The organism is Desulfovibrio sp. (assembly GCF_014803725.1).
GTDB lineage: Bacteria > Desulfobacterota > Desulfovibrionia > Desulfovibrionales > Desulfovibrionaceae > Desulfovibrio.
On the sequence record NZ_JAAVBE010000027.1, the window covers coordinates 79,833 to 100,055 of the forward strand.

19 protein-coding genes and 1 pseudogene are annotated in these 20,223 nt (G+C 67.0%); 15 read left to right on the top strand and 5 right to left on the bottom strand.

Features of this window, described 5'->3' with window-relative positions:
• The first annotated feature begins 43 nt into the window (after positions 1 to 43).
• Positions 44 to 166, top strand: coding sequence for a hypothetical protein (locus HDR50_RS10010; protein ID WP_291358044.1), 123 nt, complete (start codon positions 44 to 46; stop codon positions 164 to 166).
• Here the strand turns inward: HDR50_RS10010 and HDR50_RS12500 are convergent.
• Positions 109 to 798 (bottom strand): annotated as a pseudogene (locus HDR50_RS12500) (TolC family protein); the annotation flags it as partial. The gene HDR50_RS10010 and the pseudogene HDR50_RS12500 overlap by 58 nt on opposite strands.
• Between HDR50_RS12500 and tolQ the strand changes: the two are divergent.
• The 9 genes from tolQ to gltX all read left to right on the top strand — a co-directional run bounded on the left by tolQ (position 683) and on the right by gltX (position 10,097).
• Entirely contained in the window at positions 683 to 1,378 is a 696-nt protein-coding gene (gene tolQ / locus HDR50_RS10020) for a protein TolQ (protein ID WP_165075179.1), read from the top strand. The pseudogene HDR50_RS12500 and the gene tolQ sit on opposite strands and share 116 nt — an antisense overlap.
• A 1-nt stretch (position 1,379) precedes the next feature.
• Positions 1,380 to 1,865 carry an ExbD/TolR family protein gene (locus HDR50_RS10025; protein WP_291357982.1) on the top strand — a complete coding sequence of 162 codons (486 nt, stop codon included), beginning with the start codon at positions 1,380 to 1,382 and terminating at the stop codon, positions 1,863 to 1,865.
• Positions 1,866 to 1,871: 6 nt separating this feature from the next.
• On the top strand, positions 1,872 to 2,840 hold the full coding sequence (locus tag HDR50_RS10030) for an energy transducer TonB (protein WP_291357983.1): 969 nt from the start codon (positions 1,872 to 1,874) through the stop codon (positions 2,838 to 2,840).
• Between the two features lie 82 nt (positions 2,841 to 2,922).
• Positions 2,923 to 3,900: a TonB C-terminal domain-containing protein gene (locus HDR50_RS10035; protein WP_291357984.1), complete on the top strand. Its 978-nt coding sequence runs from the start codon at positions 2,923 to 2,925 to the stop codon at positions 3,898 to 3,900.
• Entirely contained in the window at positions 3,897 to 5,231 is a 1,335-nt protein-coding gene (locus tag HDR50_RS10040; RefSeq protein ID WP_291357985.1) for a translocation protein TolB, read from the top strand. The genes HDR50_RS10035 and HDR50_RS10040 overlap by 4 nt, the downstream gene beginning before the upstream one ends.
• 173 nt (positions 5,232 to 5,404) lie before the next feature.
• Positions 5,405 to 5,872 (top strand): peptidoglycan-associated lipoprotein Pal, encoded by a 468-nt coding sequence (gene pal, locus HDR50_RS10045; RefSeq protein WP_291357986.1) that lies wholly within the window; start codon positions 5,405 to 5,407, stop codon positions 5,870 to 5,872.
• 208 nt (positions 5,873 to 6,080) lie between these two features.
• A complete protein-coding gene (locus HDR50_RS10050) occupies positions 6,081 to 7,067 on the top strand; it encodes a D-2-hydroxyacid dehydrogenase (protein WP_291357987.1) in 987 nt (328 codons plus the stop codon).
• A gap of 92 nt (positions 7,068 to 7,159) precedes the next feature.
• On the top strand, positions 7,160 to 8,593 hold the full coding sequence (locus HDR50_RS10055) for a response regulator (protein ID WP_291357988.1): 1,434 nt from the start codon (positions 7,160 to 7,162) through the stop codon (positions 8,591 to 8,593).
• Positions 8,594 to 8,663: 70 nt separating this feature from the next.
• Entirely contained in the window at positions 8,664 to 10,097 is a 1,434-nt protein-coding gene (gltX, locus tag HDR50_RS10060) for a glutamate--tRNA ligase (protein WP_291357989.1), read from the top strand.
• A 75-nt stretch (positions 10,098 to 10,172) separates the two neighbouring features.
• Here gltX and HDR50_RS10065 read toward each other — a convergent pair whose 3' ends face one another.
• The gene (locus HDR50_RS10065; RefSeq protein ID WP_291357990.1) at positions 10,173 to 11,045 is read right to left on the bottom strand and encodes a putative metalloprotease CJM1_0395 family protein; all 873 of its coding nucleotides are present in this window, start codon (positions 11,043 to 11,045) and stop codon (positions 10,173 to 10,175) included.
• Positions 11,046 to 11,422: 377 nt separating this feature from the next.
• Between HDR50_RS10065 and HDR50_RS10070 the strand changes: the two genes are divergently transcribed.
• From HDR50_RS10070 to HDR50_RS10085, 4 genes are all read left to right on the top strand, one after another.
• Positions 11,423 to 12,370, top strand: coding sequence for a hydrogenase small subunit (locus HDR50_RS10070; protein ID WP_291357991.1), 948 nt, complete (start codon positions 11,423 to 11,425; stop codon positions 12,368 to 12,370).
• Between the two features lie 9 nt (positions 12,371 to 12,379).
• On the top strand, positions 12,380 to 14,062 hold the full coding sequence (locus HDR50_RS10075) for a nickel-dependent hydrogenase large subunit (protein ID WP_291357992.1): 1,683 nt from the start codon (positions 12,380 to 12,382) through the stop codon (positions 14,060 to 14,062).
• Between the two features lie 107 nt (positions 14,063 to 14,169).
• Positions 14,170 to 14,664, top strand: coding sequence for a HyaD/HybD family hydrogenase maturation endopeptidase (locus HDR50_RS10080; RefSeq protein WP_291357993.1), 495 nt, complete (start codon positions 14,170 to 14,172; stop codon positions 14,662 to 14,664).
• Between the two features lie 71 nt (positions 14,665 to 14,735).
• Entirely contained in the window at positions 14,736 to 16,703 is a 1,968-nt protein-coding gene (locus HDR50_RS10085) for a sensor domain-containing diguanylate cyclase (protein WP_291357994.1), read from the top strand.
• 29 nt (positions 16,704 to 16,732) lie between these two features.
• Here the strand turns inward: HDR50_RS10085 and HDR50_RS10090 are convergent, their stop codons facing one another.
• From HDR50_RS10090 to HDR50_RS10100, 3 genes are all read right to left on the bottom strand, one after another.
• Positions 16,733 to 17,245: a DUF523 domain-containing protein gene (locus HDR50_RS10090; RefSeq protein WP_291357995.1), complete on the bottom strand. Its 513-nt coding sequence runs from the start codon at positions 17,243 to 17,245 to the stop codon at positions 16,733 to 16,735.
• The gene (locus tag HDR50_RS10095; RefSeq protein ID WP_291357996.1) at positions 17,229 to 17,534 is read right to left on the bottom strand and encodes a hypothetical protein; all 306 of its coding nucleotides are present in this window, start codon (positions 17,532 to 17,534) and stop codon (positions 17,229 to 17,231) included. The genes HDR50_RS10090 and HDR50_RS10095 overlap by 17 nt, the downstream gene beginning before the upstream one ends.
• A gap of 64 nt (positions 17,535 to 17,598) precedes the next feature.
• On the bottom strand, positions 17,599 to 19,323 hold the full coding sequence (locus HDR50_RS10100) for a putative sulfate exporter family transporter (protein ID WP_291357997.1): 1,725 nt from the start codon (positions 19,321 to 19,323) through the stop codon (positions 17,599 to 17,601).
• A 360-nt stretch (positions 19,324 to 19,683) separates the two neighbouring features.
• Between HDR50_RS10100 and HDR50_RS10105 the strand changes: the two genes are divergently transcribed.
• Positions 19,684 to 20,187, top strand: coding sequence for a hypothetical protein (locus HDR50_RS10105; protein WP_291357998.1), 504 nt, complete (start codon positions 19,684 to 19,686; stop codon positions 20,185 to 20,187).
• The last annotated feature ends 36 nt before the right edge of the window (positions 20,188 to 20,223 follow it).

The following is a 20,223-nucleotide window of genomic DNA, read 5'->3' on the forward strand; positions in this document are numbered from 1 at the left end:
GCCTTGTCGCTGTCGGCCTGGAGCNCGNCANNNCNGGNNCGAATTGAGCAGCCGGAAGCCCTGGAAGACCGGCTGCGAGATCTCCACGCCCCAGGAATATGAGCCGAACTCGGGCGGCCGCGTGGTGCTGGGCTGGGCCTTGCGCTCCTGCTTGACGGCCGAATAGGTCATGCCGAGCTTGGGCCCGAAGGCGCCGCGCGCGGACTTGCGGCCTTCTTCCGAGGCGCGGCTCTGCGCCTCCTGCGCGCCGAGGGAGGGGTTGCGCTCGAGCGCGCGGGCCACGGCCGCGGGCATGTCGAGGGTGCCGGCAGGCGCGGCGTCCCCCCCGGCCTTGAGCGTGCGCCCGCCGGTATAGATGGGCGCCGGCGCCTCGCGGCTGGCGGCCGGGGCTGCCTGCGGGACGGCAAGGAGGGCGCAGAGCGCCAGCGCGGCGCAGCCAAGGCGCGCCAGCGTGAGGCATGCGGCGTCTTTGCGCCGCAGCCGGAGAGCATGGGCCATGTGCATGGCGGCATGGTATACAGGACGGGCGCCCTTGGCAAGGACGGGCGCCCGTGGCTCATGTATTTGCCGCGACACTCTAAAAAATCTCTTGAAAAAGTGCCAAAGACGGTTCATCCTCCAGCCCGGGGCTTGCCATCTTGCGGCGCGTCCGTGCGCCCCGATCTTTAGAGCGGAGACATCAATGGAATTCAGCATCTTCTCGATGGTCGCCCAGGCGAGCCTGGTGGCCAAGGCCGTGCTGGCCTTGCTCGTGCTCATGTCTGTCGCCAGCTGGGGCCTGATGATCCAGAAGTTCATCGCGCTCACGGCGGCCAACCGCAAGGCCGTTTCCGGCATCGAGCGCTTCGACAAGGCCGCCAACCTGCGCGACGCCGTGCAGTCCCTGGGCTCGGACCCGAGCTCGCCGCTCTACTATATCGCGCACCAGGGCGTGCAGGAGTTCAACCGCTCCCGCGAGCTCGGCAACGCCAGCGAAGTGGTGGTGGACAATGTGCGCCGCGCCCTGCGCCAGGGCGCGGCCAGCGAGATGGCTCGCCTTCAGCGCTCGCTCTCCCTGCTCGCCACCACGGCCAACACCGCGCCCTTCATCGGCCTCTTCGGCACGGTCTGGGGCATCATGAATTCCTTCCACTCCATCGGGCTCCTCAAGTCCGCGTCGCTCGCCACCGTGGCGCCCGGCATTTCGGAGGCGCTGGTCGCCACGGCCATCGGCCTCGCCGTGGCCGTGCCCGCCACCGTGGGCTTCAACCTCTTCATGGGCAAGCTCTCGCAGGTGGACACCCTGCTCGTGAATTTCGCCGGTTTCTTCCTCAACCGCGTCCAGCGCGAGCTCAACGCCCACCGCCCGGTGCAGCGCACCGGCGCCACGGAGCTCTGAGATGGGCGCGAACCTCGGCGGCGGCAAGTTCGTTTCGGAGATCAACGTCACGCCCTTCGTGGACGTGATGCTCGTCTTGCTCATCATCTTCATGGTGGCCACGCCCATGATGACCCAGGGCCTCGAGGTGGACCTGCCGCAGACAAAACAGGTGGAGACCCTGCCCGGCGAGGTGGACCACATGATCCTCACCGTGCGCCGGGACGGCAAGATCTTCCTTGACGAATACGCGGTGGAGGACCTGGCCGAGCTCGGCGGCTACCTTGAGCGCCTGGTCAAGGCCAAAAACAAGAGCCTCTTCCTCCAGGCCGACAAGGAAGTGCCCTACGGCCTCGTGGTGGAGGTCATGGGCGAGATCAAGGCCGCGGGCATCGAAAATCTCGGCGTCATGGCCGAGCAGCCCGAAGGCGTGGCCGCCGCCAAGGCCGCGGCGTCCGAGGCGGCGCCCGCGCGCGCCCGCACCCCCGGAGCGGCAAAGAAGAAGTAGGCACGCATGCAGCTCGCCTCCTATATCCTTTCGCTCTGCCTGCACGCGGCGCTCATCCTGCTCATCTGGTTCTGGCCGTCGTCGCCGCCGCTCAGGCTCGACCAGAGGCCGGTGATGATCAGCCTCGTGGAAGGCGCGCCCGGCGGCAACCGCACGCCCTCGCCCATCCTCGGGCACATGGGCGAGCAGGCGGAGGGGCCGCTCGCGCCCACGCCGCCGGCCCCGCAGAGCGAGATCGCCGCGCCCGCGCGCGAGGCCGCCAGGCCCGAGCCCGTGCCCGCGCCGCCCAGGGAGGCCCAGCCGGAGCAGAAAAAGCCCGAGGCCGTGCCCATCCCGCGCAAGGATGAACCCAAGCCGGAGCCGAAACCCGAGCCCAAGCCGGAACCAAAGCCCGAGCCCAAGCCCGAACCGAAAAAGGAAGAGCCCAAGAAGCCGGAGCAGAAAAAGCCCGAGCCCAAAAAGCCGGAACCCAAGAAGCCGGAACCGAAAAAGCAGGAGAAGCCCGCGCCCAAGAAGACCGACCCCGTGGCCGCGGCGCTCCAGCAGGCGCGCAAGGCCACGTCCCGCGCCCAGTCGGGCGACCGCGGCAACGCCATCGAGCAGGCGCTGGCCCAGGCGCAGCGCCGCGCGGGCGGCAATCGCGGCGGCGGCGGGGGCGAGGGCGACGGCCCCGGGGGCGGCGGCCTCGGTGATGTCTACATGGGCCAGGTGATGCTGGCCGTGCGGCCCAACTGGGGTTTCGCCTCGGCCGGGCGCCTCAACCTCGCCTGCGTGGTCAGGGTGAAGGTGGACATGCAGGGCAAGGTGCTCCAGGCGGTGGTGAGCCAGAGCTCGGGCAACGCGCAATTTGACGCCTCGGCGGTGAACGCCGTCATCCGCACCGGGCAGGCCGGGGAATTTCCGCCGCCGCCCTCGCAGGAATATACGGATCTTGACCTCGTTTTCACCTTCGACGAGCTCATGGGGCGCCACTGAGCGGATTTCTTGGGGCCTTCGAGCCCCCGGGCGGGTGAGGCGCGGAGCCGGCAGGAAGGACGAGTGAGGAAGGAGGACAAGCATGCCCCAGAATATTCGATCCATGCGACCCTCGGCGGAGTGCCGGGAGTACCGGGTGCGCCGCGGGCTGCGCCCGCTGCTCATGGCGCTCTCTCTCATGGCGGCGGTCTGCCTCATGGCTGCGATCCTGGCCGGCGCCACGGGCGCCCAGGCCGCCAGCGCGCTGGCCGTGAGCCAGAACGACGGCTATTCCGGCCATGTGATGGACAAGGTGCTCGCCGTGTGGGCGCCCCCCGCCACCAGCGAGGACAGGCAGCTTCGGCTCTGCGTCTCGCTTGACGGCGAGGGCCGCGTCACCGAATGCAAGGCCGTGCGCCCCTCGGGCCTCCCCGCGCTGGACGCCTCGGGCTGCGCCGCCGTGCGCGAGGCCGCGCCCTTCGGGACGCCGCCCTACGGCATGCCGCTGGATGTCTATTTCTCCTTCTGGACGGGGCGCCCCAAGGGCAAGAGCGCGGATACGGCCGTCACGGCAGTTGCTCCGGCCCAGGCTCCCGCACCGGCTGCGGCCCCGGGGGATTCCCACGCGCAGGCCGCGGCGCTCGCCGCCGCCACGGCCACCGGGGGCGCCACGGCGACGGCTGCCGCCGCCAAGCCCGCGGCGTCCGCATCCTCCGGCGCCAAGGCGCAGGACAAGTACGACAGCCGCTTCCAGAAATATATCAGCACCGTTGTCTGGAAGCTGCGCAATTCCATGTATATCCCGGCGCAGACCAAGCCCGGCACCTATCANGCNACNGCGCAGGTGCGCCTNAANTCCGCNGGCAAGATCCTNGACGAGAGCATCCTCAAGGGCAGCGGCGACGCNCTNCTTGACAAGTANGTGCTNCAGGGCATACGCCGGGCNGGCTCCGTNGCGCCGCCGCCNGCCGGCCTNGGCGACACGCTGGANCTCACCTTTACCCTTACCCGGCAGTNAANCCCGCGGCGCGGAATGGCGCCCCGGCGTTGCCGNAAGCCTGAANGGAAGAGCGAGCCATGAAAAAACTTTCCCTTCTCCTCGNCGTGACCGCCCTTGCGGCGCTCNCCNTGCTGGGGANGCGCGCGGGCGAGGCCNNNGCCGCCATGCGCGTGGACATCATGAATCCGGGNCAGAACATCGTCAACATGGCCCTGGCCGCGCCGCTCACAGGGCCGGACAAGCAGGCCACGGGCATGGGCGCGCAGCTNCAGAANCTGGTGGACCAGAACCTGAGCTTTTTGCCCTTCGCGCGCCTNACCGACCCCAAGGCCGTGCTCGGCGGCATCGTGCTCCAGGGCTGGGAGCCGCCGGCNCTGGANTTCAAGCGCTTCCAGCTNGCCGGNTCGGACATCGTCATCACCACCTACTGGCCNGANGGCGACAGCGGCACGAANCCCGTGCAGATCCGCGCCTTTGAGACCAANACCGGCGGNCGNCTCTTCGGNAAGGAATACACCAAGGTCANCAGCAAGGACCTCCCCGAGGTGGCCGACCGCTTCTGCGCCGACCTGCTCGAGGCNCTCACNGGNAANGGCGACTTTTTCCGCTCCACGCTCGCCTTTGTGAAAAANACCGGCAAGATGAGCGCCAATGTNTGGATCGTCAAGCCCTGGGGCCGCGANCTNNGGCAGGTNACCAACATGCCCGGCGAGGCGCTNTCGCCCGCNTGGTCGCCGGACGGNCGCTTCGTGGTGTTCAGCCACATCGACCCCAAGTCCCACGCNCTCGGCGTGTGGGACCGCTCCACGGGCAAGGTGCAGCGCATCCGCTTCCCGGGNAACGTGGTCATCGGNCCCTCCTTCATGCCGGACAACAAGGTGGCCGTGGCGCTCTCGCGCGGCAAGTACCCNGTCATCTATCTCCTCAACCATGTGTTCCAGAANGAGCGCATCCTCGAGGAGCACAATTCCATCAATGTCTCGCCCACCTTTGACAAGACGGGCAGCCGCATGGCCTTCACCTCGTCGCGCCTGGGCGGCCCGCAGATCTTCCTCAAGGANCTGGCNAGCGGCAGCGTNACCCGCGTGAGCAAGAACGGCACCTACAACACCGAGGCCAACCTCGCGCCCGACGGCACCCTCGTGGTCTACAGCCGCATGACCGAATACGGCCAGCGNATCTTCGTGCAGGANCTCGTCACCGGCGAGGAGCGNCAGATCACCTTCGGCCCGGGCAGCGACGAGCAGCCCTCCTTCTGCGCGGACAGCTACTTCATCGCCTTCAGNTCCACGCGCGGCGGNGGNCNCCATATCTANCTNACCACCCGCCACGGCGGCGACGCCAANCAGGTNCCCACNGGCGACGGGCAGGCCTTNTTCCCGCGCTGGGGCATGCCNGCNCAGCAGAAATAAGCCCGGAAANCGGGCNTGGCGCGGNCGGGTAAAAATACTTTTACGAAACCCNGCTTCGCGCCTTGACAAAACTNNANNGCCGGATACCATCTGTCTGCGCCGCATGGAGCGGNGCATGGTGCCGAAAGGAAAGGTTTTTTTGCTTGGAGCAGCTGTTCAGGAGGACACACAANATGAAACGCTACGCTCTTNTTCTGACCCTGGTCATGGCCCTGGCCGCCGGCTTCGGCTGCGCGAAGAAGACCACCACCGAGCCCGGCTACGATGACGGCATGAGCCCCGAAATGCGCGCCGCCATCCAGNNGATNTCCGACTCGCGCGTGTACTTCGCCTTCAACAAGTACAACATCGAAAACCAGTACGACGCGGTCCTGAAGAAGGAAGCCGAGATCCTCAAGCAGTTCCCGGCCATCCGNGTGCGCATCGAAGGCAACTGCGACGACCGCGGCACCCANGAATACAACCTCGCCCTNGGCGANCGCCGCGCCCGCGCCGCGTATGAATATCTCGTGCAGAACGGCGTGAACCCGAGCCAGCTCGAGATGATCAGCTACGGCAAGGAAAATCCGGCCGTGCTCGGCACCGGCGAAGCCGTGTGGGCCAAGAACCGCCGCGACGACTTCCGCGTCATCGCCCACTAGGTTCTTTTCGGCATCCGTTTCAAGGGCCGTTCCCGCAAGGGGGCGGCCCTTGTGCGTTGTGGCGCTTGGCGAAGGGCAGACGGGAGTTTTTCCCAAAGGCGCGTCCCCCTTGCGTTCTCCCGGCACAAGCTGCTAGTCTTGCAATAGGCGTCCCGCAGCGGGCGCTGACCCGCACACCATGCAACTGCGAGCCATCCAAGGGGCTGCCATGAAGATCGTTGTGCTCGACGGAGCCGTCCTCAACCCGGGCGATGTGGACTGGGGCCCCATCTCGGAGCTCGGGGAGCTCACCATCCACCCCGAGACCGGCCCGGCCGAGCTCCCCGAGCGGGCGCGCGGCGCCGACATCCTCCTCACCAACAAGACCGAACTCAGGCGCGCGCACATGGCCCACTTTCAGGCCGCGCGCTTCGTGGGCCTCTTGGCCACCGGCTACAACAATGTGGATCTCGACGCCTTTGCCGAGCAGGGGGTGCCGGTCTGTAACGTGACGGCCTACGGCGTGGCCGATGTGGCGCAGCACGCCATGTCGCTTTTGCTCGAGCTCTGCCACCACACCCAGGAGCACACCGAGAGCGTGCGCGACGGCGGGTGGGAGCGCGCCCGCCGCTGGTGCTACTGGCAACGCACGCCCATCTGCCTCACGGGCCTCACCATCGGCATCGTGGGCTTCGGGGACATCGGCCGGGAGATGGCGCGCCTCGCCCACGCCTTCGGGATGCGCGTGCTCGCGCACCAGCGCACCCCGCGCGACGCGCCCCCCTGGGAGGATTTCGCCTTCGTGCCGCTTGAGCGGCTCCTCGCCGAGTCCGACGTGGTTTCGCTGCACTGCCCGCTCACCCCGGAGACGGACAAGCTCATCAATGCCGAGCGGCTGGCGCTCATGCAGCCGGGCGCCATCCTCCTCAATACGGCCCGGGGCGCGCTCGTGGACGAGGAGGCGGCGGCCGCGGCCCTCAAGAGCGGGCATTTGAGCGGCATGGGCACGGATGTGCTCTCCGAGGAGCCGCCCGGGCCCGGCAATCCGCTCCTCAGGGCGCCCAATGTGCTCATCACGCCGCACATGGCCTGGGCCACGGTGCGCGCGCGCCAGAACATCATCGACCTCACGGCGCAGAATATCCGCCGCTGGCTGGCCGGCGATCCCGTCAACGTGGTCAACGGCATCACCAAGGCGAGCTGCCCGCTCTTCTGAGGCCCGCGGCGCTGGACCTTGGCGGCGCTTTTGGCTATCGTAAACGGTTGTGCGGCCGGGCGCCTTTGGTCCCGGCCCGCAAGGGGGACGCCATGAACGAGGACGCGGAAAAGAGCGGGCTCACCCGGCGCATCCAGATGCGCCGCGCCGACAGATCCCTCGCCGGGGCCAGGGTGGACGGCGAGCGCCAGCGCAAGGGCTATGCGGAGGCGGTCATCGCCCATCTGCGCGAGGGCGGCCGCATCATCTGCGTTTCTGACGACAAGGCCCTCGTCGACCTCTTGCGCGGCCTCATCCGCGACGAGCTCAAGATGCCGGCCTCCTGCCTCGTGTCGACCACCGCGGTCGACATGCTGGCGCGCCTCGCCCGGCAGGCGGCCGAGGCCAGCGTGAAGCCCCTCTTTCTGGTGGAGCGCGAACTCAAGGGCCGCGACCTCACCTTCGCCGTGCGCCTCATCAAGAACGGCTTTCCTGAGCTCAAGGTGCTCCTGCTCACGGCCGAGAGCGACCGCCAGCGCATCGCCCTCCTGCAGGAGAGCGGGATGGACGGCTGCATCCGCAAGCCCGTGGACGGTCCGGCCCTCCTCGAGCGCGTGGCGCTCGCCGTACGGCCGCAGGGCCAGGTGGAGCGCTCGCTCGACTGGGCGCGCTCCCTGTTCGGCCAGGGCGAGCACCTGCGCGCCCTCCAGGTCTGCGGTCAGGCGCTGGAGCAGAAGAGCAACGCGCCCGCCGTGCTCCTGCTCATGGGCGATATATTCAAGGCCATGGAGGAATTTGACAAGGCGGCCGACGCGTATGCCAAGGCCGCCGGCGCCTCGCCCATGTTCCTTGACCCCTTGCGGCGCCTCGCGGCCCTGCATGCGGAAAAGGGCGATGCCGCGCGCGAGCTGGAATGCCTCGAAAAGCTGGACGATCTCTCGCCGCTGGACGTGGAGCGCAAATTGCGCATGGGCGAGCTCAGCCTCCGGCTCAACAGGACGGACAAGGCGCGCACGCTTTTGGGCGACGCGGTACGCCTCTCGGCCAGACAGGCGAAGGTTGGCCCGGCGGGCGTGGCCTCGCGCGTGGCCGAGCTCTATGCCGAGTCCGACCCGGAGACGGCGGCGGCCTACCTGCGCAAAGCGCTGGACAGCCGCAAGGAATTCTGGGGCCAGGATGACCTCGCGGCCTTCAACCGCCTGGGCCTTTTGCTGCGCCGCGCCGGCCGCTGGCGCGACGCGACCGAAGAATACCAGAAGGCGCTCGGCATCGCGCCCGATGACGCGGGGCTGCATTACAATCTCGGCATGGCCTGGCTGGAGGGCAAGGATACCGAGGCGGCGCGCGCGGCCGCTCTCAAGGCACTGGCCCTTGATCCGGAGCTCCCGCGCAGCTCGGCGCGCGTGGCCATGAACCTCGCCATGGTCTTTCTGGCGACCGATGACCGCATGCACGCCTTGCCGCTTTTGCGTACCGCCCTTGAGCTGGAGCCCGGCAACGCCGAGGCGCGGGAACTTTTGGCGCGCGCGGAAAGCGCCGCCCGCTGAGGCGGGGGCTCCGCATCCCATCCTCACTGAAAAACCGTCAGACACAGCAGAAGAGTTGAGGGAAGACCCCATGGCAGACGTTGTCACCCGTTTCGCGCCCAGCCCCACCGGGCACCTGCACATCGGCGGCGCGCGCACCGCCATCTTTTCCTGGCTGCTCGCCCGGCACTTCGGCGGCCGCTTCCACCTGCGCATCGAGGATACGGACCTCCTGCGCTCCAAGAAGGAATACACGGACTCCATCCTCGCCTCCATGCGCTGGCTCGGCCTGGACTGGGACGACGACCTCACCTACCAGACCGAGCGCACCGACCTCTACAACAGCTATGTGGACAAGCTGCTCGAGAGCGGCCACGCCTACTGGTGCTCCTGCACGCCGGAAGAGGTGGAGGCCATGCGCGAGCGCGCGCGGGAGAAGGGCCTGAAACCGCGCTATGACGGCCATTGCCGCGAGCTCGGGCTGGGGCCCGGCGAGGGGCGCTGCGTGCGCCTCAAGGCGCCGCACACGGGCAAGATCGTCTTTGACGACATGGTGAAGGGCCGCATCGCCGTGGACGCCTCGGAGCTGGACGACATGGTGCTGCGCCGCGCGGACGGCATGCCTACCTACAACATGGCCGTGGTGGTGGACGACCACGAGATGGGCGTCACCCACGTCATCCGCGGCGACGACCATGTTTCCAACACGCCGCGCCAGATCCTCATTTACGAGGCGCTGGGGCTGCCCGTGCCGCGCTTCGGGCATGTGCCCATGATCCTCGGGCCGGACAGGCAGAAGCTCTCCAAGCGGCACGGCGCGCGGGCCGTGGTGGAATACCAGCAGGACGGCCTTTTGCCGCAGGCCTTGGTGAGCTATCTCGCGCGTCTCGGCTGGTCGCACGGCGACCAGGAGCTCTTCAGCATGGAAGAGCTCATCCGCTTCTTTGACGGCAAGAACCTCAACCCCGCCGCCGCGGCCTTTGACCCGGCCAAGCTGGAATGGTGCAACGCGCGCTTCATGCGCGACCTTCCGCTGAACCAGCTCGTGGAACTGGTGGAGCCCTTCGCCAAGGCCGCGGGCCTGTGGGAGCGCCTGGGGAATGATCCTTACGGGCGGCTGGAACCCTTGTGCGTCATGTTCCGCGAGCGGGCGAGCAACCTGGCGGCACTGGCCGAAAGTTTCCGGCCGCTGCTCGTGGGCGCTTCGGAGCTCGTCTATAACACCAAGGACGCCAACAAGCACTTCACGGAGCAGGGCAAGGCCCATCTCGCGGCGCTGGCTGCCATCTTCAGCAAGGTCGAGCCCTTTGACGCAGGCGCCATCGAGGCCGCGCTCAACGCCTATGTGGCGGACAACGGCCTGAAGTTCAAGGAGGTGGCGCCGCCCCTGCGCACGGCGCTCATGGGCTTCATGGGCGGCTCGCACCTCAACGAGATCATGGCCTTTCTCGGCAAGCCGGAGACCCTGGCGCGCCTCGCCCGCGCGCAGGACTACACGCCGCCGGCGGCGGAGCAGGATGCCTGACCGGCGGAACGGATTTCACGAAAAGAAAGGGGCGGCGAAATTTTCGCCGCCCCTTCTGCGTTCGGAATCGGATTTTCAGATTTGCAGGGAAATGCCCGTGCCGCCCGGGGCCAGCGCCGTGGGCATGACACCGCGCTGCGCCATGGCGGCATAGGTCTCGGCGGCGCGCATGAGCGCATGGGCGATGCCGCGGCCTTCGGAGTTCCCGCCGCCTTCGCGGCTGGCGGCGCTTTCGGTAGCGCCTTCGGGGCCATCGGCGCCCTCACGGCGCGAAAGATTTTCAGCGGGAGCGGCACCTTGCGCGGCATCCGCGTTTTGGGCGTTCTCCACGCCGCCGGCGGCTTCACCGTTCTCGTCCTGCTTCTCGCGGGCCGCGCGCGCCTCCTGGGTGGCAGCCTTGGCGGCCACGGCCCTGTCCTGCGCCGAGGGCTCGCCGGGGGCCAGCGCGGCGCGGCGCACCTGCCTGGCCTTGGCCGCGCTTGCTTCGGGATCGTCGGGGATGGAGGAGGCGTCGATGGAAACATGGCCGCCGATGGCGTATTGCCGGCCGTCCGGCCCGCGCTGGTATTCGTAGCTCGGGCCGCCCGCCACATACTGGCCGCCGGCCGCCATGTGCGCCTTTTCGTGGGCGCGCACCTCGGCGTCGCGCTGTTTGAGCTCGCGCAACTGGGCCTGGGCTTCGGGGCTCAAGCGCAACGAATCGCCGTTTTCCCCGGAGGCGCCGGCGGCGTCCGCGCCGGCCTGCTGGCCCGCTATCCCTCCATTCTTGCCCGTTTGCTGAGCCTTCGCGCCCCGGGCGCCAGCCGCATCCGCCTCGCCCTGTGCTGCGCGCCCATACTCCCCGAGGCCCGGGAAGGCCGCAAAGCCGCCAGACCGGCCTCCCGTGGGGGCGCCGGACGTGACAGGCCCCACGGGGCGGGAGGTGATGCTGTGGAGGGCGTCGAGCATGGCAAAAGGGTCGGGTTGCGGGTGAAGGGGCGCGGGACAAAATCTCTCGCTCCTCGTATCGGCCGGTCAGGCAAAAACTTAAGGCCTTTTTTTCAGGAGGGAAGAGAAAAAATGCGCGCGGGTGGTGCGGGGGGCCCGGGAGACCGCTGCCCGGGCCGGGGCAGCCCACGGGGCGGTGCGTGGCTGCGCCCGGATGCCATCGCGGGCGCCCTCCAGATGTCCGAAACCAGAGGCCGGTGCAAAAGCCCCGCGCCTGTTGACCCCGTGCTGGCATGGGTGTATCCTTGCGGACAAATGGCGCTGGCCCGCCTTGGGCCGCTTGCGGCGCGGGGGCACGCGCGTCTTGTCGCCATGCACTTTTTTGCCAGGAGTCGACTATGCGTATTTCCGTGGGTCTGGGCAAACAGAGCGGAGAGGAGCGTTTGGAACGCCATGGCGTGAGCCGCCGCGACTTCATGAAATTCTGCACCGCCGTGGCCGTCACCATGGGCATGGGGCCGGCCTTCGCCGACGACGTGGCCGCGGCCCTCACCGGGCAGCGCCCCAATGTGGTCTATCTCCACACCGCCGAATGCACGGGCTGTTCCGAGGCGCTCATGCGCATGTACAAGCCCTATATCGACAGCCTCATCCTCGATACCATCTCCCTCGACTACCAGGAGACCATCATGGCCGCCGCCGGCCAGGCCGCGGAAGATGCGCTGGAGCAGGCCGTCCATTCGCCGCAGGGCTTCATCCTCATGGTGGAAGGCGCCATCCCCACGGGCCTCAACGGCAAGTACGGCTATGTGGGCGGCCAGACCATGTATGACATCTGCAAGGACATCCTGCCCAAGTCCAAGCTCAATCTCGCCCTCGGCACCTGCGCCTCGTACGGCGGCATCCAGGCGGCGCGCCCCAACCCCACGGAAGCCGTGGGCCTCGGCGAAGCCTATGCGGACATGGGCATCAAGGTCATCAATATCCCCGGCTGCCCGCCCAACCCCATCAACATGGTGGGCACGCTCGTGGCCTATCTGAGCGGCATGGACATCGAGCTCGACGAGCTCGGCCGGCCGCTCATGTTCTACGGCCAGACCGTCCATGACCGCTGCGAGCGCCGCAAGCATTTCGACGCCGGCGAGTTCGCCCCCTCCTTCAATTCCGAAGAGGCGCGCAAGGGCTGGTGTCTCTATGACCTGGGCTGCAAGGGCCCGCAGACCTACAACAACTGTCCGGTGGTGCTCTTCAACCAGACCAACTGGCCCGTGGGCGCCGGCAGCCCCTGCATCGGCTGCAGCGAGCCGGGCTTCTGGGACGACATGACGCCATTCTACAAGAACTAGGGGGAAACCATGAGCCAGGTCATCAAAGCGCCCCAGAGCACCTATACCGGTCAGGTGGTGGTCGATCCGCTGACCCGCATCGAGGGGCATCTCCGCATCGAGGCGGAGGTGGAGAACGGCAAGATCAAGGAGGCCCGCTGCGTGGGCACCCTGTTCCGCGGCCTCGAGATCATCCTCAAGGGCCGCAACCCCTTTGACGCGCCCCACTTCACGCAGCGCACCTGCGGCGTCTGCACCTACAGCCACTCGCTCGCGTCCACACGCGCCGTGGAAGACGCCATCAACAAGCCCATCCCGGCCAACGCCACCTATCTGCGCAACCTCGTGCTGGCCATGCTCTACCTGCACGACCATCTCGTGCATTTCTACGCCCTGCACGCGCTGGACTTCGTGGATGTGGTCAACGCCCTCCAGGGCGACCCGGTCAAGGCCGCGCAGATCGCCAATTCCATCTCCAACCGCAAGGTCACGCCGGACGATTACCGCGCCGTGCAGACCAAGCTCAAGGCCTTTGTGGACAGCGGCCAGCTCGGCCCCTTCACCAATGCCTACTTCCTCGGCAACCACCCGGCCTATCATCTGAGCCCGGAGCTCAACCTCATCGGCACGGCCGACTACCTCGCCGCCCTGCGAGTGCAGGTCAAGGCGGCGCGCGCCATGGCCGTGTTCGGCGCCAAGAACCCGCACACCCAGTTCACCGTGCCCGGCGGCGTGACCAACTACGGCGCGCTGACGGCCGAGCGCATCAAGGAATTCACCGACCTCTACAAGGAGACCCTGACCTTCATCGAGGATTACTATATCCCCGACCTGCTCGCCATCGCGAGCCAGTACAAGGAATGCGCCACCTACGGCGGCACGCGCAACTTCATGGCCTTCGGCGAATTCCCCGACCCGGGCTGCGAGCGCGACCTCCAGAAGCGCTGGCTCAGGCCCGGCGTCATCCTTGACCGTAAGATCGGCAAGGTGCGCGACATGGACCCCAACAGGATCGCAGAGGGCGTGGCCCACAGCTGGTACGTGGGCGACAAGGCCCGCCATCCCTACGAGGGCGAGACCGAGCCCTACTTCACCAAGATGGGCGACAAGGACAAGTATTCCTGGCTCAAGGCCCCGCGCTACGACGGCATCGCCGTGGAGACCGGGCCGCTCGCGCAGGTGCTCGTCTCCTACGCGCAGGAGCACAGGACCATCAAGCCCATGGTGGACAAGGTGCTGGGCGCCCTCCAGATCGGGCCCGAGGCGCTCTTCTCCACGCTCGGCCGCACGGCCGCGCGCGGCATCGAGGCGCTGGCCGTGGGCCAGCAGGTGGAGACCTGGATCAAACAGTACCAACACAACATCACGAAAGACCAGCAGATCGTGGAGAACTACGAGCCGCCCAAGAGCGCCCGTGGCGTTGGCTTTGTCAACGCGCCGCGCGGCGGCCTCTCCCACTGGATCGTCACCGACGACGACGCGCGCATCGCCAACTTCCAGCTGGTGGTGCCCACCACCTGGAACCTGAGCCCGCGCGACGCCAAGAATGTGCCCAGCGCCTGCGAAGAAGCCCTCGTGGGCACGCCCGTGGCCGACCCGGCGCGCCCGGTGGAGATCCTGCGCGTGGTCCACTCCTTTGACCCCTGCATCGCCTGCGCCGTGCATGTCATCGACGGTGAGACCAACCAGGTGCACAAGTTCAAGGTGTTGTAACGGCTTTCGCACCGGCCGGCGCCGGTGCGGGCTTCATGGGGGGGCGGGCTCTGGCCCGCCCTTTCCGTATCCGGGCCATGGCGGAAGGCGAAAAAAAGGGACGGCAGATGGCAAAACCGCGGGTGCTCGTGCTCGGCGTGGGCAATATCCTCCTCAGTGACGAGGGCTTCGGCGTGGCCGCCGTGAACCGGCTGGAGCAGGGCTACAGCTGGCCGGACAACGTGCGCCTTCTGGACGGCGGCACGCTCGGCCTTTTCCTCATGCCCGACATCATGGATTCCGACCTTCTGGTGGTGCTCGACGTGGTGCTCGGCCCCGGCGCGCCCGGGACGATCTATTTGCTGGAAGGGGAAGACCTGCGCAAGAGCCTGAGCTTCCGGGATTCCACCCACCAGACCGACCTTGTGGACACGCTCATCAGTTGCGGTCTCGCCGGCCACAGGCCGGAGACCTTCATCATCGGCATCCAGCCCGGCGACTGGCAGACCCTTTCGCCGGAACTGACCCCGGAGCTTCAGGCGAAGCTGCCGGAATTCTGCGCCAAGGTGGTGGCAGAGCTGGCCCGGCGCGGCATCACGGCCACGCCCAGGGCATCCGCCTGACGGCCGGCGCCGGGGGCGCAGGGCCGCTTGCCGGCAGAGTCCGCAAGGGAGAAGGGGCACGGGGAGGCAGCATGCGCAGCCGGGTCATCAAGACAAATCTGCTGGTGGGCGTCATCCTCCTCATCGGCTTTCTCCTCACCGCCTGGTTCAGTCACCGCGCCAATTATCGCGTTTCGCTGACCGCGCTGGAGCAGGTCTCGGCGCTCACCGCGGACAGCATCTATTTCCGGCTCTCCTCGATACTGAACCGGCCCGTGACCATCGCCCTGACCATGGCCGGGGATACCTTCCTCGCTGACTGGCTCCTGCGCGAGGGCGCGCATCTGGACGAGGCGGAGTTCGCGCGCGCCATCCAGTCCTATCTCGCGGCCTATCAGGAAAGGGACCATTTCGATTCGGTCTTCCTGGTGTCGGCTGCGAGCCGGCGCTACTACAGCGCGGGCGGCATCGACCGCGTGCTCGCCCCGGGCGCCCCGGAAAACGCCTGGTATGCCGCGCTCCTGGCCTCGAAACGCCAGTATTCGCTCAATGTGGATACGGACAAAACGGCGGGCGCGGGCAAGGCCCCGGCGGTCTTCGTGAACTGCAAGATCATGGACCCCTGGGGCGAAGTGCTCGGCGTGGTGGGCATCGGCATCCGAACCGATGTCCTCAAGCGCATCCTCAAGGAATATGAGGAGCGCTACGGGGTCGAGGTCTTCCTGCTCGACCGCGGCGGCACTGTCGAAGTCTCGCAGGGGCATACCGGCGAGGAGCACAAGGACTGGTTCACGCTCTCAGGCCGCGAGCAGCTCCGCGGCGCCATCCTCGACAGGCGCAACAGTGACGCCAATTTCGGTGTCTGGGCAGGCGGCGGCGGAGAGAACGGGGAAACGGATGGGCCAGCGGGGCCCGGGTCTTCCTATCTCGTCACGCGCTACATGCCCGAGCTCTCGTGGTATCTGGTGGTGGAGCAGGACGCGGCGCCGCTCATCGCCAAGATGCGGTCGCAGATCAGCACTTCCATCCTTGTGCTCCTGCTCATCCTCGCCAGCGTCTTCACCGTCATCACCCTGGTCATCAGGGGCTTCAACAAAAAGATCACCGGCATCATCGAGCAGCGGCTCGGCCTGTTCAAGCAGGCCACGGAACAGCTCTATGACGATATTTACGAGTGGAACATCACGCATAACCGCTGCGTGGGCGCGAACACGGAAGAATATTTCGCGCGCATCGGCGCAAGCCGCCGCTCCTTTGACGAGGGGCTGCGCATCATCGCCGAAAAGCAGATCAAGCCCGAGTTCCGCGAGGGCTATGTGGCGCGCTTCTGCACCAAGAACGCGCTCGCCGAATTCCGCAAGGGCAATCATCACCTGCGCTATGACTTCATGATCACGCAGGACGGCAAGTCCTACCACTGGATGCGCATCGACGCCCATGTGTTCTACTCGCCGGACGACGACTCCCTGCACATGTTCACCTACAGGAAGAACATCGACGCGGAAAAGCAGAAGGAGGGACTGGCCAATATCGACGAGATGACGGGCTGCTCCACCAAGAAGGCCACGGAGCGCATGATCGACGACGCGCTCCTCCACCATCCAGACGCTCCGGCCGCCTTTTTCATCTTCGACATCGACGATTTCAAACAGGCCAACGACACTTTCGGGCACGCCTTCGGCGACCGCTGCATCCGGGAATTTTCGGCCGTCATCAGGAAGCACTTTCGCGAGCAGGACATCGTGGGGCGCCTCGGGGGCGACGAATTCGCGGCCTTCATCCCCATCCCGAGCCACGCCTGGGCCGAGCAGAAGGCCCGCGAACTCGTGGAAGCACTGCATTTTGTCTGCACGGACGGCGAGGACAGCTGGCAGGTCTCGGCCAGTATCGGCGTGGCCTTCGCCCCGGAGGACGGCACGCGCTTCATCGACCTCTACCAGGCGGCTGACGCGGCCCTCTACGAGACCAAGCAGAACGGCAAAAACGGCTTCACCATCCACCGGCCGGAGAGCCGGGAGGGAGAGGGGAACGCCGGAGCGGGAAGAAGCGGTATCGGATAAAACAAGGGCCCGAGACTCGTGGCCCGGCCTCAGGGCGTGGGGGTATCGTCGGTCATGTCCGGCGGAAGACTGTCTTCAGTCCAGAGCCTGAAACCGGCCTCGCGCAGGCGTTTTGCCCAGAGGCCGTCGCCAGGCCTGAGTGTGTGGCTGAAGCTCCCGTCATAGACCTCGCCCACCCCGCAGGAAGGGGAGCGCGCCTTGAGGATGGCCTCGCGGGCGCCGCTCGCAAGGGCCGCGGAAAGGGCGCGGTCGGCCCCGCGCTCAAAGGCCGCCGTCACGTCCGCGCCATCACGGGAAAGCACGCGGATCTCGTTCTTTTCGGGGCCGGCCAGCACCTGCTCGCACGGGGGCCGGGGCACGGGAAGGCCCGAAAGGCTCTCGGGGCACACGGGCACGGCAAGGCCCGCTTCGACGAGCGCCACCACCTGCGGGCAGGGATTGCTTGCGCCGTCATAGCGGCAGCAGAGGCCAGCCAGGCAGCCGCTCACCACAAAGCGGGGCCGCGGCGCCGCGCCGGCAGCATCCTTAATGGCTTTTGCCATCCGCCCCACCACCGGCCTGCGCGGCCTTGCGTTCCTCAAGGCGGCGCTGCATGCGGTTCGCCATGCCTTCGCGCACGGCCTTGCGCGTGGCCTCTTCCGATTCCTGCGTCACCGGCACGTCGCTGTAATAGATGGCGCCGCTGTGGATGTTGTGCTCTTCCTGCACGGCGTCATAGCGCTGCCATGCCGGCGAGAGCGAAAACAGCCACGGGCCGATGACGCAGAAGAAGAGCAAAAGGACGCCTATCCAGCAGCAGAGGCGGAAGACGGTGCGCGTGGCAGGCGGCATGGCGGACTCATGAAAAAAAGCCGCCGCGGCCTGAGGGCCGCGGCGGCTTTTGCTGTGCGGAGCGCTAGATGCGCGCCGTGATTTCGGGGAAGACCTTGTAGAACATGATCCAGGCCATGAGCAGGGTCAGGGCGAGGTTCAGGGACTGGCCGCACACATAGAGGATGACCGGCTTGCCGCCCTTGAAGTACTTGGCAAGAGCGCGGAAGTCGGTGGTGAGGCCGATGGAGATGAAGGCCAGGCAGAAGAACCAGCCGCGCAGCGGGTTGGCCACCTTGTTGACGCCGTTGTCAACGAGCATCTTGGCAAAGTCGCCGCCAAGCTGGGCGCTGATGATGGACATGATGACCGAGACCGCGAGGAAGCCGATGACGAACTTCGGGAAGCGGTTCCAGATCTCGCCCGCGCCCACCTTCTCNCCGGTGTTGTCCACCTTGGTGGTGAAGTAGATGGCCACGCAGAAGGCGGTCACGCCGATGAGCACGTTCTGGATCATCTTGACGGTGGCGGCAACCTGCAGGGCCTTGGGGCCNATCCACGCGCCGGCGGCGGCCACGGCGCCCGTGGCGTCGACCGTNCCGCCGATCCACGCGCCGCCCAGGATCTCGGGCATGCCCACGGCCTTGATGAAGGCCGGCATGGCGATCATCATGATGGCGGTGAAGGTCATGGAGAGGCCGAGGGAGAGGGTGAGCTCTTCCTTCTTGGCGCGGGCNGCGGCCGCGGTGGCGATGGCGGCGGAGGTGCCGCACACNGACATGTCGGCCGAGATGACGATGTTCAGGGTGCGCGAGGGCATCTTGAGCACCTTCTGGCCGAAGATGAAGGTGGTGATGAGCACGATGGGCGTCACCACCCAGGCCACGAAGATGCCGGGGATGCCGATGGCCATGATCTTGTGGAAGAGCACGTCAGCACCAAGCAGAACCAGGCCGATCTTGATATAGTACTCGACCTGCGAGCCNTCCTGCAGCCATTTNGGCGTGCCGATGGTGTTGGCNATGATCATGCCGATGGCGATGGACCAGATNTCGGCGTTGGCGCCGTAACGGCGCATGGTCACCTGGTTGCCGAGGATGTTGGCGAGAATGCAGAGCAGATACACGACGATGAANGCCACGAAGAAGCGGCCGGCGTTGAAGCCCATGACCACGGCGCCGATNGTGACGAGCACGCCGAGGCAGAGCCCGAGCACGATGAGCGTGGGGATGCGGTTGAAGGGCTTGACGATCTTCTTGGAGGCGTCGGCGGTGGCCTTCTTGGCCTTCTGCCAGGCGCCGATGGCGCCGGCGGCCGCGTCGTTCAGCGAATTGTCCTGAAAGCCGGCGTCGGCGGCCATGGCCTGCGCGGCCTTGGCGGCGTCGAGCGCGGCGGCTTCGGCGGCCTTGGCCTCGTCCACCTTGGGCAGCACGGAGGCGTTCATCCTGTCGGCGTCAGCCTTGCTCAGGATGAGCGAATCCAGCGGATTGGAGCTCCACCGGGCCGGCGTCTTGATGTAGTTGATGAGCGCGGCCACGGCGGGGAGCTTCTGGCCCTGAAGCCCCTTCTGGGCGGCGGAAGCGTCGTACCACTCGATGGTCTTGAAGGGCTTGGCGGCCTCGGCCTTGAGGGTGGCCGCGTACTGGTCGTACTTGCTTTCCAGATCGGAGCGGCCGCCGAACACGAGGCAGACAGCCACGATGATCAGGAAGAGGCCGATCCAGATGGCCCAGTAGTCTTCCTTCTTCCAGAGATCAGAGAACTGCGATTTCCCCCGATCAATAACGATATCGGAGTTTNCCTGAGACATCCCTTTCCCTCCTGTGGAGATCCTGGTTATGACCCGGCGCGAAAACCGGGCCTGACTTCAACCATCAGCCCCCATCCTTCCCGGCGGATGGTGTATCGGATGGAACGATACACCAAAAAAATCCGGCTTTCAAGCCGTCAGCGGGCGCATATGCCATTTTCTTCACAGCTTNGGCGNNGAAGGGGCGNCCAAACNTCGTGCGCGGGGAGNGGNNGGNNCCTTCCCGGCACGGTGCGCGCGGGCGCGCTTGGACATTTTCCAAAAAAATGTGTAGAATTTTTCTTGATTGCCGGGCGCCGGCGGCAGCCGCCCCGAACACTGTCCGAACCCGGCGCCCCATCTCCAGCCAGCGAGGAAACCATGCACGCCACCCGTCCGCTTTTCCTGCTTTCCGCCGCCCTCCTGCTGGCGGCCTTCTGTCTCTCCCCGGCGCCGCTTTTCGCGGCNCAGCCCGCGGTGCCCCAGGCGGGCAAACCCGTGCAGGACGCGCCCGAGAAAAGCGCGGACCGCACCACCGTGGTCAATGTCCAGCTCGACGGCACGGACAGCCTNGGCGCGCGCCTGTCGACCCGCCTCAAGGAGCGCTTCAACCAGAGCAGCCTCTTCCGCCTCAATGCCGATGAGGAGCGCGACGCGCCCGAGCTGCGCGTGCTGCTCAACACCGCGCCGGAATTTCCCGGGCGCCCGGCCGTGGGCTCCGTCTACGGGGTCTGCTGGGTGTTCAGCCAGGGCAAGGGCTATCTCGGCTANCTGCTCGCCCGCGAGGTGGGCACGGTCAANGCCGANGACCTCGACGCGCTGGTGGACAAGCTCGTGGAGCGCACNGACGGCATCGCCGCCAAGTACGGCAACCTCTGGAAATAAGCGGGGNAGCNCCCATGCACCCGGGCGTCACCGTGC